This is a genomic window from Bradyrhizobium sp. Kon58 (assembly GCF_055807455.1).
This window is the reverse complement of record NZ_JBVVOT010000001.1, coordinates 568,122-581,709: the sequence shown is the minus strand read 5'-3', so window position 1 is coordinate 581,709 and position 13,588 is coordinate 568,122. Positions and strand designations below refer to the sequence as shown.

Annotated in this window: 12 protein-coding genes; 8 read left to right on the top strand and 4 right to left on the bottom strand. The window is 64.5% G+C overall.

What is annotated here, in order from left to right; translation table 11 throughout:
- Positions 1-29: 29 nt before the first annotated feature.
- Positions 30-1,112 carry a substrate-binding domain-containing protein gene (locus tag AC0L20_RS02910; RefSeq protein WP_473287343.1) on the bottom strand — a complete coding sequence of 361 codons (1,083 nt, stop codon included), beginning with the start codon at positions 1,110-1,112 and terminating at the stop codon, positions 30-32.
- 112 nt (positions 1,113-1,224) lie between these two features.
- Here AC0L20_RS02910 and AC0L20_RS02905 point away from each other — a divergent pair, with 112 nt between their 5' ends.
- Both AC0L20_RS02905 and AC0L20_RS02900 read left to right on the top strand, forming a co-directional pair.
- A complete protein-coding gene (locus AC0L20_RS02905) occupies positions 1,225-2,709 on the top strand; it encodes an aldehyde dehydrogenase family protein (protein WP_473287342.1) in 1,485 nt (494 codons plus the stop codon).
- 187 nt (positions 2,710-2,896) lie between these two features.
- The gene (locus AC0L20_RS02900; protein ID WP_473287341.1) at positions 2,897-3,160 is read left to right on the top strand and encodes a hypothetical protein; all 264 of its coding nucleotides are present in this window, start codon (positions 2,897-2,899) and stop codon (positions 3,158-3,160) included.
- A gap of 7 nt (positions 3,161-3,167) precedes the next feature.
- Here AC0L20_RS02900 and AC0L20_RS02895 read toward each other — a convergent pair whose 3' ends face one another.
- Entirely contained in the window at positions 3,168-4,064 is an 897-nt protein-coding gene (locus AC0L20_RS02895) for an alpha/beta hydrolase family protein (RefSeq protein ID WP_473287340.1), read from the bottom strand.
- A gap of 181 nt (positions 4,065-4,245) precedes the next feature.
- Between AC0L20_RS02895 and AC0L20_RS02890 the strand changes: the two genes are divergently transcribed.
- From AC0L20_RS02890 to AC0L20_RS02880, 3 genes are all read left to right on the top strand, one after another.
- A complete protein-coding gene (locus tag AC0L20_RS02890; protein WP_247297630.1) occupies positions 4,246-5,634 on the top strand; it encodes a class II 3-deoxy-7-phosphoheptulonate synthase in 1,389 nt (462 codons plus the stop codon).
- A gap of 4 nt (positions 5,635-5,638) precedes the next feature.
- Positions 5,639-5,992 carry a diacylglycerol kinase gene (locus AC0L20_RS02885; protein ID WP_473287339.1) on the top strand — a complete coding sequence of 118 codons (354 nt, stop codon included), beginning with the start codon at positions 5,639-5,641 and terminating at the stop codon, positions 5,990-5,992.
- A 92-nt stretch (positions 5,993-6,084) separates the two neighbouring features.
- On the top strand, positions 6,085-7,842 hold the full coding sequence (locus tag AC0L20_RS02880) for an NAD+ synthase (protein ID WP_473287338.1): 1,758 nt from the start codon (positions 6,085-6,087) through the stop codon (positions 7,840-7,842).
- Between the two features lie 210 nt (positions 7,843-8,052).
- Here AC0L20_RS02880 and AC0L20_RS02875 read toward each other — a convergent pair whose 3' ends face one another.
- Positions 8,053-9,234, bottom strand: coding sequence for a DUF2865 domain-containing protein (locus tag AC0L20_RS02875; protein ID WP_473287337.1), 1,182 nt, complete (start codon positions 9,232-9,234; stop codon positions 8,053-8,055).
- Positions 9,235-9,364: 130 nt separating this feature from the next.
- A complete protein-coding gene (locus tag AC0L20_RS02870) occupies positions 9,365-9,670 on the bottom strand; it encodes a hypothetical protein (RefSeq protein WP_473287470.1) in 306 nt (101 codons plus the stop codon).
- 292 nt (positions 9,671-9,962) lie between these two features.
- Here AC0L20_RS02870 and cysS point away from each other — a divergent pair, with 292 nt between their 5' ends.
- From cysS to cimA, 3 genes are all read left to right on the top strand, one after another.
- Complete coding sequence (cysS, locus tag AC0L20_RS02865) at positions 9,963-11,345, top strand: cysteine--tRNA ligase (RefSeq protein WP_473287336.1); 1,383 nt, start codon at positions 9,963-9,965, stop codon at positions 11,343-11,345.
- 115 nt (positions 11,346-11,460) lie between these two features.
- Complete coding sequence (locus AC0L20_RS02860; protein WP_473287335.1) at positions 11,461-11,970, top strand: GNAT family N-acetyltransferase; 510 nt, start codon at positions 11,461-11,463, stop codon at positions 11,968-11,970.
- A complete protein-coding gene (cimA, locus tag AC0L20_RS02855; protein ID WP_473287334.1) occupies positions 11,967-13,565 on the top strand; it encodes a citramalate synthase in 1,599 nt (532 codons plus the stop codon). Before AC0L20_RS02860 ends, cimA begins: the two co-directional genes overlap by 4 nt.
- Positions 13,566-13,588 lie beyond the last annotated feature (23 nt).

Below are 13,588 nucleotides of genomic sequence, written 5' to 3'. Positions count from 1 at the left end.
CGGCGCGGACAAGGCGACGGCATCCTTCATCATCGCACGGCGTGCATCTCCAGAAACGCCTTCACACCGGTGACGGTGCCCGTGTCCGACGGCACATAGCCGGGTAGCGTCGCGACAGACGCGCGAAAATCGGCGCTGCGGATGATCTCCAGGATGCGCTGCATCGGTCCGGTGTCCAGGAACGCGCGCTTGCAGACGAAGAAATAATCCTCGGTCAGGAGCCGGATGAAATCGAGGCCGAAATGGCGCGCAGCCGCCTCGACGCCAAAACTCGCATCCGCCATGCCGCTCGCGACATAAGCCGCGACGGCGGCGTGGGTGAACTCGATCTGCTGCGCGCCTTTGATGCGGCTCTCGTCGATGCCGTTTGCCGCGAGCAGTTGGTCGAACAGAAGCCGCGTGCCGGAATCGTGATCGCGGTTGACGAAGCGGACTTTGGGTCCGGTGAGATCATCAAGCGAAGCGATGCGTAGCGGATTGCCGCGCGCGACCATCAATCCCATTTCGCGTGTGACGAAGCTGATGATGCGATCCTCGCGTGGATCGAGCCATTCGCGCGCAGCCTTGATGCCCTGGGCACGCAGCGCGCCGTGCGGCAGATGCAGGCCCGAGAGATCGCAGGCGCCCTGCGCCAGCGAGACCAGCGAATGCTGGTTGCTGACATAGCGCAGATCGACGCCGATGCCGGGTTCGCGGTCGAGGAATTCGCGCAGTTTTGCGACCGCAAAGCCGTGGCTGGCATGAACGCGGATCACCGACGGGCGCTGCTCGAGGAATGGCTTGATCTCGCTCGCCAATTCCTGCGCCAGATTCTCGAGCTGAGGTCCGAGCCGGGCCTGCATGCGCTCGCCCGCCCACACCAGCCGCTCGCCGAACGGTGTGAGCTTCGAGCCTTTGCCGCGCTGCGTCTCCACCAGCGGCGTGCCGAAGAACTCCGACCATTGCTCGATCAGATTCCAGACGTGGCGATAGGAGAGGTGCGCGTCCTTGGCCGCGCTGGTGATCTTCCCGGTACGCCGGATTTCGTTCAGGACGCCGAGCATGACGATGGCGGTGCGCGGATTGCCCTCGCGGCGAAACCGCCAGACGGCCTCGATCTCGATCTGAAGCATTGGGCTTCCTTATGAACTGTACTTCATATGCGGACCGTCCACTTGCAATTCATATCATATTTACTCCCGCGTAAGGGCGCCTAGTCTGGTATACCAGAACTGGAGGAATATGATGTCTGTTGCATATGACTTTGCACACTCGCCGGCCACCGAGTTCATGTCCCGGCCACAGCATCTGCTGATCGACGGTCGCCGCGTCGCCGCAAGCTCCGGGCGCACCTTCAAATCGCTCAATCCGGCCACCGGGCAGGTCGTCGCCGTCGTCGCCGAAGGCAACGAGGCCGATGTGGAGTATGCGGTCGCCGCCGCGCGCCGGGCTTTCGAAGGCTCCTGGCGCACGATGCGGGCGTCCGAGCGCGGCCAGATCCTGCTGCGCTGGGCAGACCTGCTCAAGGCTCACGCCGAGGAGATCATCGAACTCGAGTCGATCGATGCGGGCAAGCCGATCGCCGCGACATCGCGGCAGGATTTTCCGGCCGCCGTCGACACGCTGATCTACTACGCCGGTTGGGCCGACAAGATCAGCGGCGACGTCGTGCCCGTGCGCGATGATGCCCTGACCTACACCGTGCGCGAGCCGGTCGGCGTGGTCGCCGCGATCGTGCCCTGGAATTTCCCGCTGATGATCGGGATGTGGAAGCTCGCGCCGGCGCTGGCCTGCGGCTGCACCATCGTGATGAAGCCGGCCGAGCTGACCTCGCTGTCGGCGCTGCGCATCGCCGAGCTCGCGCTCGAAGCCGGCCTGCCGGCGGGCGTCTTCAACGTCGTCACTGGCCCCGGCCGCGTCGTCGGCGACGCGCTGGTCAATCACCCTGACGTCGACAAGGTCACCTTCACCGGCTCTCCCGGTGTGGGCCGGGGAATCATGAAGGGCGCCGCAAGCAACTTCAAGCGCGTCTCGCTCGAGCTGGGCGGCAAGTCGGCCAACGTCATTTTCGACGATGCCGATCTCGAAGCCGCATCGAAAGCTGCGGCTTCCGGCATCTTCTTCAATGCCGGCCAGGTCTGCTCGGCCGGCTCTCGCGTGCTGGTGCAGGAGAAGGCCTATGACGAGGTCGTCGAGCGGCTGGTGGCGCGCGCAAAGTCGCTCAGGATCGGCGACCCGCTCGACCGCAAGACGACGCTCGGTCCCGTGATCTCAGAGAAGCAGATCAAGTCGATCCTCGACTATGTCGAGATCGGCCGGAAGGAGGGCGCGACCCTCGTCACCGGTGGCGAGAAGGTGGGCGATCGCGGCTACTTCATCAGCCCCGCGGTGTTCGCGAATGTCGCGCACGAGATGCGGATCTCACAGGAGGAGATCTTCGGACCCGTCGTCAGCGTCATCAAGTTCAAAGACGAGGCCGACGCTTTGCGCATCGCCAACGGCACGGCTTACAGCCTCGCCGCCGGAGTCTGGAGCCGCGACGTCGGCAAGCTGCAGCGCTTCACCAAGCGGGCGCGCGCGGGTACGGTCTGGATGAACACCTATGGCTATACCGACGTGCGCCTGCCCTGGGGCGGCGAGCGCGACTCCGGCCTCGGCCGCGAGCACGGCACCGCCGCGCTCGACAATTTCACCGAGCCCAAGGCTGTCTGGATGAATCTGGCCGTCTGATACCTCCCGAGCGGCCAAGCCTGGAGCCCGCCTGACCACCCGTGCAGGCGGGCTCTTTTTTCGAGATCGATAAAATTGTCTTCATTCCGCTCAGCGGCGGCAAACCCTGCGGACAAGAACTGTGCGGCCTTAAACCCCGGCTTTGGAACCGGCGTGCATCCTGCCTGCAACAGGGTGGGGCATCAGCATGTCAGTTCTCAGGGAGGTCGTCGTCGCGGTCGCGGGAGTCTATGCGCTCCTGTTCGCGTGCGACGCAGTGTTCGGGGTCGGCGAGGCACGCTTCGACGACACTTATTACCGCGCCAGCTTCTACGCGCCGCGGCCAAAGGAGTTTCGTTTCGCCGGCGATACGCCGCCGGCCGTCCGCGTCAGCGAGGCGTTTGCGCAATTCGCGCCGGGCGAGGCCAAGCCGAACAAGCGCTACTCGTCGCTGGCCACGATCCTCCGGTAAGCGCCGTCTACTCTCCCTGGATCCATTCAGCGAGGCCGCGCCACAATGTGTCGCGGTGGTCGGGGCGGAAGAAGCCGAAATGGCCAATCGTCTTGGCGCCGACGTCGGACGGCTTCACGTTGAGCACCTCCGGCTTGATTGCGGTGAACCCGCTCGCAAGCAGCTCGACCGCGGGCCGCGTCGCCCAGGGATCGTCGGAGAAGCAGAGTGTGCGCAGCTCGCCCTTGAACTTGGCGAAATTCTCCAGCTCAGGCAGCTTTGAATCGAAGAGATAGCGGGGGCTCGAGACCCACTCGGCCCATTGCAGGAAGACGCCCTTGGGCAAATCCTCACCTATACTAGCCCAGCCCGGCGCGTAACCGAGCGCGTGGGCGAGCGGCACGCCGACAAAATTCATGAAGGCGAAGACGCGGTATTTTTCCGGCGACGTCATCAGCCGCCAGGTCGCCGCCTGCGAGGCCACGAACGCGGCGCGCGAAATGTCCGTGTTGTTCGCGAGCAACCCGAGCGCCTGGCCGCCAAAGGAGTGCCCGACATAGGCCAAGGGCAGGGTGTTGTAGCGCTCGCGCATCCAGTGCACTGCGGCGGTGACGTCGAGCGCGGCCCAGTCCGACATCGAGGCCTTGAAGCCGACCAGCGATTTCGCCTGGTTGTAGCCGACCATCGCCGGCAGCCGGGAGTCGCCGATGCCGCGATAGTCGTAGGTCAGGACCGCGCAGCCGCGATGGGCGAGATAGGAGGCAAAGCCGCGATAGATTTTTCGCGGGACGGCCGTCGCCGAATTGACCAAGACGGCATGACGTTTGGTGCCGCGCGGCAAGAATAGCGTACCGCTCAGCGCATACCCGTCGGTCGCCGGGAAGCTGATCTCGTCGATAAAAACGTCGTCCAGTGCCACGTCCATGGGCCGAAGGTATCTTGCCAGTTTCCGAGCCGTTTCCCAGCAAATGCGAATTTGGCTTTCCCCGCAAGGCTTTGCAGTGCCAGACGGATTTACAACTGGCGGCCGGTGGTCAGCCTGTGTATAAGGCGACCCTCGCAACCCACAGATCAGGTTGTGCTTTTTGCTTCACGGAGAGATTGCGATGTCCGAGCGGTGGACGCCCGAATCCTGGCGCAGCAAGCCGGTGCTACAGGTGCCCGATTATCCCGACGCCAAGGCCCTGGCCGACGTCGAGGCGCAGCTTGCGACCTTTCCGCCGCTGGTGTTCGCGGGCGAGGCGCGCAATCTGAAGAAGGCCTTAGCGCGGGTCGCGGCCGGAGAGGCCTTCCTGCTGCAGGGCGGCGACTGCGCCGAGAGCTTTGCCGAGCACGGCGCCAACAATATCCGCGACTTCTTTCGCGTGCTGCTCCAGATGGCGGTGGTGCTGACCTATGCCGGCGCCGTCCCGGTGGTGAAGGTCGGGCGCGTCGCCGGCCAGTTCGCAAAACCCCGGTCCTCGCCAATGGAGAAGATCGACGGTGTCGAGCTGCCGAGCTATCGCGGCGACATCGTCAACGACATCGCCTTCACCAAGCAAGCGCGAATCCCTGATCCGCAGCGCCAGCTGATGGCCTATCGCCAGTCGGCCGCGACGCTGAATCTGCTCCGTGCGTTCGCCACCGGCGGCTACGCCAATCTCGGCAGCGTGCATCAGTGGATGCTGGGCTTCCTCAAGGACAGCCCGCAGTCCCGTCGCTACAAGGAATTGGCCGACCGCATCTCGGATGCGCTCAACTTCATGCGCGCCTGCGGCCTCGATCTCGAGGCCCATCCCGAGCTGCGCGCCACCGATTTCTACACCAGCCACGAGGCCCTGCTGCTCGGCTACGAGCAGGCCATGACCCGCGTCGATTCCACCACCGGCGACTGGTACGCGACCTCGGGCCACATGATCTGGATCGGTGACCGCACCCGCCAGCTCGACCACGGCCATATCGAATATTTCCGCGGCATCAAGAATCCGATCGGGCTCAAATGCGGCCCGTCGCTCAAGCCTGACGAGCTGCTGAAGCTGATCGACGTGCTCAATCCCGACAACGAGCCGGGCCGGCTGACGCTGATCGGCCGCTTCGGCTCCGACAAGATCGGCGAGCACCTGCCGAACATGATCCGCGCCGTGAAGCGCGAGGGCAAAGTGGTGGTCTGGTCGTGCGATCCTATGCACGGCAACACCATCACCTCGACGTCAGGTTACAAGACGCGGCCGTTCGACCGCATCCTGTCCGAGGTGAAGTCGTTCTTCGCGATCCACGCCGCGGAAGGCACCCATGCGGGCGGCGTGCATCTGGAGATGACCGGCCAGGACGTCACCGAGTGCCTCGGCGGCGCCCGCGCGATCACCGACGAGGATCTCAACGACCGCTATCACACGGTCTGTGATCCCCGGCTCAACGCCGAGCAATCCATCGACATGGCGTTCCTGGTCGCAGAACTGCTCAAGCAGGAACGCGCCGGCAAGGTCAGGCCGATGCCGGTCGCAGCGGGGCTCTGAGACCTTGCTGCGGATCTGGAAGGCCACGATCAATTCCCGTAACGGTCTGGCCTTTGCGTTCCGCTCGGAGCAGGCGGTCCGCGAGGAGATCGTCGCGCTCCTCTTGTCGCTGCCGCTTGCATGGTTGGTCGGCGCGACCGCAATGCGCGCGGTCGAGCTGATCTGCGCGGTGGCGTTCGTGCTGGTGGTCGAGCTGCTCAATACGGCGATCGAGAAGCTTGCCGACCGCCTGACCATGGATCACGACAAGCAGATCGGACGGGTCAAGGACATGGGCTCGGCCGCGGTCGGTATTGCGCTCCTGATGGCGGGCGCGTTCTGGATCATCGCCATCATCGAGCGATTGGGATTTCTCTAAAGCGCGTCTCGCGCTTTAGGTTGTTGTTTTGAGCATGATCTTTTCGGAAAACCGCTTCACACTTTTCCGGATCATGCTCTGATCGGAGTGCCATGACCGAACGTCTCAACGCATTCGCGGTCACGCTCGCCCAGCTCAATCCGACCATGGGCGACATCGAGGGCAATGCCGCGAAAGCGCGCGCGGCGCGCGTGCAGGCAGCCGCCGACGGCGCCGATCTCGTGCTGTTTCCGGAATTGTTCATCGCCGGTTACCCGCCGGAAGATCTGGTGCAGAAGGCTTCCTTTCAGGCGGCCTGCCGCGCCGCGATCGAAGCGCTGGCGCGCGAGACCGCCGATGGCGGGCCGGCCATGCTGATCGGCACGCCTTGGGTCGAGGAGGGCAGGCTCTACAATGCCTGCGCGCTGCTCGATGGCGGCCGTATCGCTGGCCTGCGCTTCAAATGCAATCTGCCGAATTACGGTGTGTTCGACGAGAAGCGGCTGTTTTCGCGCGGCCCTGCGGCGGGCCCCGTCACCGTGCGCGGCGTGCGCATCGGTGTGCCGATCTGCGAGGACATCTGGCTGGAGGAGTCCGAGGACTACGAGAACGTGGTCGAGACGCTGGCCGAGACCGGCGCCGAGATCATCCTTGTGCCGAACGGATCTCCTTACGCCCGCAACAAGGCCGACGTGCGTTTGTCGGTCGCGGTCGCGCGCGTCACCGAGAGCGGTCTGCCGCTGGTCTATCTCAACCAGGTTTGCGGCCAGGACGAACTGGTGTTCGACGGTGCTTCCTTCGCGCTCAACGGCGACCTTTCGCTCGCCGCGCAATTGCCGGCGTTCGCGGAGAGCGTCACCACACTGCGGTTTACACGAAGCGGCGACGATTGGCGCTGCACCGGTCCGATCGCCGCGCAGCCCGAGGGCGACCACGCCGACTACGCGGCCTGCGTGCTGGGTTTGCGCGACTACGTCGCCAAGAATGGCTTTCCTGGTGTGCTGCTCGGGATTTCCGGCGGCATCGACTCCGCGCTGTGCGCCGCGATCGCGGTCGATGCGCTGGGTGCGGATCAGGTGCATGGCGTGATGCTGCCTTATCGCTACACTGCGGCAAGCTCGATTGCGGACGCCGGCGAGCTCGCCGGCCATCTCGGCATCCGCTACGAGGTGCTGCCGATCGCGGAAGCGGTGACCGGGTTCGAGACCATCCTGTCCGGCGTCTTCAAGAATCTGCCGCCCGATGTCACCGAAGAAAATCTCCAGGCCCGGACCCGGGGCACGCTGCTGATGGCGATCTCCAACAAGACCGGCCTGATGGTGGTGACAACCGGCAACAAGTCGGAAATGTCGGTCGGCTACGCCACGCTTTACGGCGACATGAACGGCGGCTTCAATCCGATCAAGGACATCTACAAGACGCAGGTGTTTCGGTTGGCAAGCTTGCGCAATTCGTGGAAGCCCGAGGGGGCGCTGGGGCCGGCCGGCGAGGTGATCCCGCCCGACATCATCACGCGTCCGCCGACCGCGGAGCTACGCGAGAACCAGACCGACCAGGATTCGTTGCCGGCTTACGACGTGCTCGATGCCATCCTGGAGCGTCTCATCGAGCGCGAAGAGCCGCTCGACACGATCATCGCCGCCGGCTTCGACCGCGAGACGGTCACCCGCATCGATCATCTCCTCAACGTGGCCGAATACAAGCGCCGCCAGGCCGCGCCGGGCGTCAAGGTCACCGCCAGGAATTTCGGCCGCGACCGCCGCTATCCCATCACCAACCGTTTTCGCGACAAAGGCGAGCAGCTCGCCGCCCCGGACGAGACGCTGGTGTCGCGTGGGAGCAAAGCCTCGATGGACGCGTTCGAGGGGTGAGGCTGGCGCTTGCGCTGCCGTTTCCGCAAGCGAGATGGGCGTTGTTGTGCCCTCGCCCCTTGCGGGAGAGGGCAGCTCCGCCGTCGAAGCGAACTCATTCGGGTGAGGGGTCTATCTCCGCGTACTCATGTGCACATGTGGGCGCGGATAGAACCCCTCATCCGGCGCTTCGCGCCACCTTCTCCCGCAAGGGGAGAAGGGAAGAGCCGCCTACTTCTGCTGTTGCGGCAGGAAGCTTGGCCCGACCGAACGGATCGGCTTGTTCTCGGACGAGGTCGTAGCGGTGCCCGTTTCCGCCGGCGGCGTTGCTGCCGGCGCGGTTGCCGTTGCCGGCGCTGCGCCCTTCTTGGCATTCGCAGGCGTGCCCTTGTTGAGCTGCCGCTGCTGCATCTTCTTGGCGCTCTCTTCGGTGACGATGATGTCACCCTGCTGCTCGGCCGATGCCTTGTCGTCTGCCGATTTGAGTGCGTCCGCCCAGGTCTGGCCCGCGGCCTTGCAGGAGCAGGACGGGTTGAACTCGCTGCGGAATTTGAAGGCGGTCGGCAGCGCCGTGTAGGGCTGGCCGCTGGTGGAGACCGCGGAGTTCATGTCTTCGCCGGGATTGCGATGGGTGTAGAGCACGGCTTCGGCGGCCGGGCACAGCGCCTTGCAGGTCTTCTCATCGTCGGGGAAGCGCGCCGGCACGGTCGCAAATGAGACCGGGAAGTAGGCGCCGTCGCAGGTGCGTACGCACACGGTACGATAGGTGCCTGATTGCGGGCCGAGATCGGACGGCGGCACGCCTTGCGGATTGTTGGGGTTGTTGCCGCCGAACAGATTGCTCAGGAAATTGCCGCCGCCTTGCGACTGCGCGGCGTTGGCATATTGCGGGCCGCAATTGTTCTGCGCCAGCGCTGCCAGCACCGAGCGGCGCTGGTTGTCACGCTCGGGGCTGAAGCCGCCGGCGCCACCGCGCAGGCGTTCGAGATTGCCGGTGATCTGGTCCAGATTGGCGCGCATCTGCTGGATCTGGGTGTTGACCGGACCGCATTGCGCCGACTGGCCGCTAAACAGCGAGAAGAAGCCGGAGGAATCGCAACCCATGCGCTTGGCCTGCATGGTGACGCGGTCAAGCTCGGCCTGCTGCTTGCTCTGGGACTCCTGATAGCGGCGGATCTGGTCTTCGCGCGCGGGATCACCGCCGCCGCCACGATCGAGACCGGCGAGCTGGCCTTCCAGGCGCGCGCACATCGGGTTGGGTCCGAGCCCGTTCTGGCCGGGCTGAGGCGGCGGTCCCGGCGGGCCGGCCTGTGCGGAAGCACCATTGGCGAGCGCGACCGTGCTCAAGAGCACGGCGCAGGCAAGGATCGAGCGAGCACGGGAGAGAGACAAAAATTCAGGCATATCCGCCATTCTAGCGAGGTCACGGCCACGCGTGATGTGGGGGGCCGAAGCGCGCCCTCCCATAGCCGCTTCCTGCGGCATCGTCACGTCGTTTCAGAGGCCGGGGATTGGACCTAAGGTACGCCAGTTCCGAGCGAATTCAGCGCTGGCAGGTGATTGCGACATATTCATCGCAATGGCCATGGGAGCAGTTTGCGCCGGATTTGGGGACAGAGCCGGTAATTTCGTCGGGATCGACCCGGCGATAGGCCGAAGCCTGGGCAAAATCGCGTGACTGGCAGTAGGTGCGGGCGACCTGCGCGCCGCATTTGTCGCTTTTGGCCAGGCACTGATCGAGGCCGTAGCCATCCGCCTGGTTGGGGATGATGAAGACGCGGGTCTCGGCGAGAGCGCTGGAAACGACAAGAATGGAGGCGCAGGAAATGAGCGCGAGCAATGATCGCATGAAAACACCGGGGCAAAAAAATGGGAACTGCCAGTTCCAGAATGGGCTCAAATGGTTAAGGAGATAAGCCATCTGTGTGCGGCGGCTGCGCATTGCGGAGATAAAACGGCGTTTTCGCGGCTCTCTTGACGCGGGGCCGCCTCATAGCCCATATGTTCCGTCATGAACGGTCTCCTCGTCATTTGCGCCATTTGCCGCGAGATTACGAGCTAGCGATTCGCTGGCTGGAGCCGTCTTTTCTCAAAACCATTGAGAGCACTGGACGCCCGGCCAACAGCCGACGGGTATCCTTATGGAATTGCGCCTTTACGATACGCTGAGCCGGGAGAAGCGCACCTTCGTGCCGCTCGATGCCGAGGACGTCCGCATGTATGTCTGCGGACCGACGGTCTATGACTTCGCCCATATCGGCAACGCCCGGCCGGTGATCGTGTTCGACGTGCTGTTTCGGCTGCTGCGCCATCTCTATGGCGCGGCCCACGTCAAATATGTCCGCAACATCACCGACGTCGACGACAAGATCAACGACCGCGCCGCGCGGGATTTCCCCGGCCTGCCGCTGAACGAGGCGATCCGGAAAGTCACCGAGCAGACCGGCAAGCAGTTTCACGCCGACGTCGACGCACTCGGTGCGCTGCGGCCGAGCGTCGAGCCGCGTGCCACCGAGCATATCGGCGAAATGCGCGAGATCATCGAGCGGTTGGTCGCCGGCGGCTTCGCCTACGTTGCGGAGGATCACGTGCTGTTCTCGCCGCAGGCGATGAATGCGGCGAATGCCGGGCTGCCGCGCTATGGCGCGCTGTCCAATCGCTCGCTGGACGAGATGGTCGCCGGCGCCCGCGTCGATGTCGCGCCCTACAAGAAGGGCAACACCGACTTCGTGCTATGGAAGCCGTCCAAGCCCGGCGAGCCGTCATGGCCGTCACCGGCCGGCGTCGCCGCGCAGGGGCGCCCGGGCTGGCATGTCGAGTGCTCGGCCATGGCCTGGAAGCATCTCGGCGAGCACTTCGACATCCATGGCGGCGGCATCGATCTCGTGTTTCCGCATCACGAGAACGAGGTCGCGCAGACCTGCTGCGCCTTCCACCGGGAGCGCATGGCGAACTACTGGATGCATAACGGCTTCCTGCAGGTCGAGAGTGAGAAGATGTCGAAATCGCTCGGCAACTTCGTCACGATTCACGAGCTGCTCGCGGACTGGCCGGGCGAAGTGCTGCGCCTGAATATGCTCAAGACGCATTACCGCTCGCCGATCGACTGGACGATGAAATCGCTGGAGGAGAGCGCCAGGACGCTCGACGATTGGTATCGGGTCGCGGCTGACGTCGCGCCCGGCAAGCCGGCTCCATCAGTGATCGAGCCGCTGCTCGACGACCTCAACACGCCGCTGGCCATCGCGGCGCTGCATGGCCTGCGCGGCAGCGACGTTGGTGCCCTCGCGGCTTCGTTGCGGCTGCTCGGCTTTCTCTCCGAGAGTGCCGCGCAATGGGAAGGGCGCAAGCAGCAGGCGAGCGGCGTCGATGCCAAGGAAGTCGAGCGCCTGATCTCGGAGCGGACGGCGGCGCGTGCGCGCAAGGACTTTGCGGAGTCCGATCGTATCCGCGATCTGCTTGCCGCGATGGGCGTTGCGATCAAGGACTCCAAGGAAGGCACGACGTGGGAGGTCGCGCGATGAAGCGGCCCGACACGCCTTTTCCGCGGCACTGGTTCTATTACATCGCGCTGAAAATCCTGCTGCTCGGCGCCGCCGTGGCGCTGGCGCTGAAACTCTATGGGATGTGGTGAAGACGATGGCACAAGCACTCCCAAAGCCCGGCTTGCGGCCCTTCCTGCCGGAGGACGTGCCGGTTCTTGCCGCGATCTTCACCGCCAGCATCGAAGAGCTGACCGGCGACGACTATAGCGAAGCGCAGCAGCAGGCCTGGATGGCCGCAGCCGAGGACGAAGAATTCGGCAAGCGGCTCGCCTCCGACCTGACGCTGATCGCAACGCTGGAGGGATCGCCCGTGGGCTTCGCGTCGCTGCGCGGCAAGGATCACATCCGCATGCTCTATGTGCATCCGGCCGTGGCCGGGCAGGGACTCGCGACGATGCTCGTCGATGCGCTGGAAAAGCTTGCGGGCGGCCGCGGCGCCGACAAGCTGACGGTCGACGCCAGCGACAACGCGCAGGGCTTTTTCGCCAAGCGCGGCTATGTCGCCATGCAGCGCAACAGCATCACCGTCAACGACGAGTGGCTGGCCAACACCACCATGCAGAAGACGCTCGGCAGCGGGCCTGCGTCGGGAGCCCTGCAATGAGCAAGGAGCGTCTCTATCTGTTCGACACCACGCTGCGCGACGGCGCGCAGACCAATGGCGTCGATTTCACGCTGACCGACAAGCAGATCATCGCCCAGATGCTCGATGAACTCGGCATCGACTATGTCGAGGGCGGCTATCCCGGCGCCAATCCGACCGACACCGAGTTCTTCGGCGCCAAGCCCAAGTTTTCGCATGCGCGCTTCACTGCGTTCGGCATGACACGTCGGGCAGGGCGCTCGGTCTCCAACGATCCCGGCGTGGCCGGGCTGCTGGAAGCCAAAGCCGACGTGATCTGCTACGTGGCGAAGTCGTCGGCCTATCAGGTGCGCGTTGCGCTGGAGACGACCAAGGAGGAGAATCTCGCCTCGATCCGCGACAGCGTCGCAGCAGCGAGGGCCGCCGGCCGCGAGGTCATGCTCGACTGCGAGCATTTCTTCGACGGCTACAAAGAGGATTCCGGTTTCGCGCTCGCCTGCGCGAAAGCCGCCTATGAAGCCGGCGCGCGCTGGGTGGTGCTGTGCGACACCAACGGCGGCACCATGCCCAACGAGGTCGAGTCCATCGTTGCTGAAGTGACCAAGCACATCCCCGGCGACCATCTCGGCATCCACGCCCATAACGACACCGAGCAGGCGGTGGCGAATTCGCTCGCCGCGGTGCGCGCCGGCGCGCGGCAGATCCAGGGCACGCTGAACGGCCTCGGCGAGCGCTGCGGCAACGCCAATCTGTGCTCGCTGATCCCGACCTTGAAGCTGAAGGCCGAATTTGCCGACGCCTTCGAGATCGGCGTCACGACGGAGAAGCTCGCAACCCTCGTCAAGGTGTCGCGCACGCTCGACGACATGCTCAACCGCGTGCCGAACCGGCATGCGGCCTATGTCGGCGAGAGCGCCTTCGTCACCAAGACCGGCATCCATGCCTCTGCCGTGCTGAAGGATCCGCAGACCTACGAGCATGTCTTGCCGGAGCTGGTCGGCAATCATCGCAAGGTGCTGGTGTCCGACCAGGCCGGCCGCTCCAACGTCATTGCCGAGCTCAATCGCGCCGATATCGCCTATGAGAAGAGCGATCCGAAGCTGTCGCGGCTGGTCGAGGAGTTGAAGGAGCGCGAGGCGCAGGGCTACGCCTATGAATCCGCCAATGCCTCCTTCGAGCTGCTGGCGCGGCGCACGCTCGGCAAGGTGCCGCATTATTTCGAGGTCGAGCAGTTCGACGTCAATGTCGAGCAGCGCTACAATTCGCATGGCGAGCGCGTCACGGTGGCGCTGGCGGTGGTCAAGGTCGACGTCGCCGGCGAGCATCTGATCTCGGCGGCCGAAGGCAACGGTCCCGTCAACGCGCTCGACGTCGCGCTGCGCAAGGATCTCGGCAAGTACCAGAAATATATCGAAGGCCTGACGCTGATCGACTATCGCGTCCGTATCCTCAACGGCGGCACCGGTGCGGTCACGCGCGTCCTGATCGAGAGCGAGGATGAGAACGGCGACAGCTGGACCACGGTCGGGGTGTCCCCCAACATCATCGACGCCTCGTTCCAGGCACTGATGGATTCGGTGATCTACAAGCTGGTGAAGTCGGGCGCGCCGGCATAGGGGATGGTGGCGTGAGCTATGGC

What these genes read in the sequence shown, in the direction of transcription:
- AC0L20_RS02910 (WP_473287343.1), bottom strand. Translation starts at nt 1,112, where the DNA reads ATGCTTCAGATCGAGATCGAGGCCGTCTGGCGGTTTCGCCGCGAGGGC.
- AC0L20_RS02905 (WP_473287342.1), top strand. Translation starts at nt 1,225, where the DNA reads ATGTCTGTTGCATATGACTTTGCACACTCGCCGGCCACCGAGTTCATG.
- AC0L20_RS02900 (WP_473287341.1), top strand. Translation starts at nt 2,897, where the DNA reads ATGTCAGTTCTCAGGGAGGTCGTCGTCGCGGTCGCGGGAGTCTATGCG.
- AC0L20_RS02895 (WP_473287340.1), bottom strand. Translation starts at nt 4,064, where the DNA reads ATGGACGTGGCACTGGACGACGTTTTTATCGACGAGATCAGCTTCCCG.
- AC0L20_RS02890 (WP_247297630.1), top strand. Translation starts at nt 4,246, where the DNA reads ATGTCCGAGCGGTGGACGCCCGAATCCTGGCGCAGCAAGCCGGTGCTA.
- AC0L20_RS02880 (WP_473287338.1), top strand. Translation starts at nt 6,085, where the DNA reads ATGACCGAACGTCTCAACGCATTCGCGGTCACGCTCGCCCAGCTCAAT.
- AC0L20_RS02875 (WP_473287337.1), bottom strand. Translation starts at nt 9,234, where the DNA reads ATGGCGGATATGCCTGAATTTTTGTCTCTCTCCCGTGCTCGCTCGATC.
- AC0L20_RS02870 (WP_473287470.1), bottom strand. Translation starts at nt 9,670, where the DNA reads ATGCGATCATTGCTCGCGCTCATTTCCTGCGCCTCCATTCTTGTCGTT.
- cysS (WP_473287336.1), top strand. Translation starts at nt 9,963, where the DNA reads ATGGAATTGCGCCTTTACGATACGCTGAGCCGGGAGAAGCGCACCTTC.
- AC0L20_RS02860 (WP_473287335.1), top strand. Translation starts at nt 11,461, where the DNA reads ATGGCACAAGCACTCCCAAAGCCCGGCTTGCGGCCCTTCCTGCCGGAG.
- cimA (WP_473287334.1), top strand. Translation starts at nt 11,967, where the DNA reads ATGAGCAAGGAGCGTCTCTATCTGTTCGACACCACGCTGCGCGACGGC.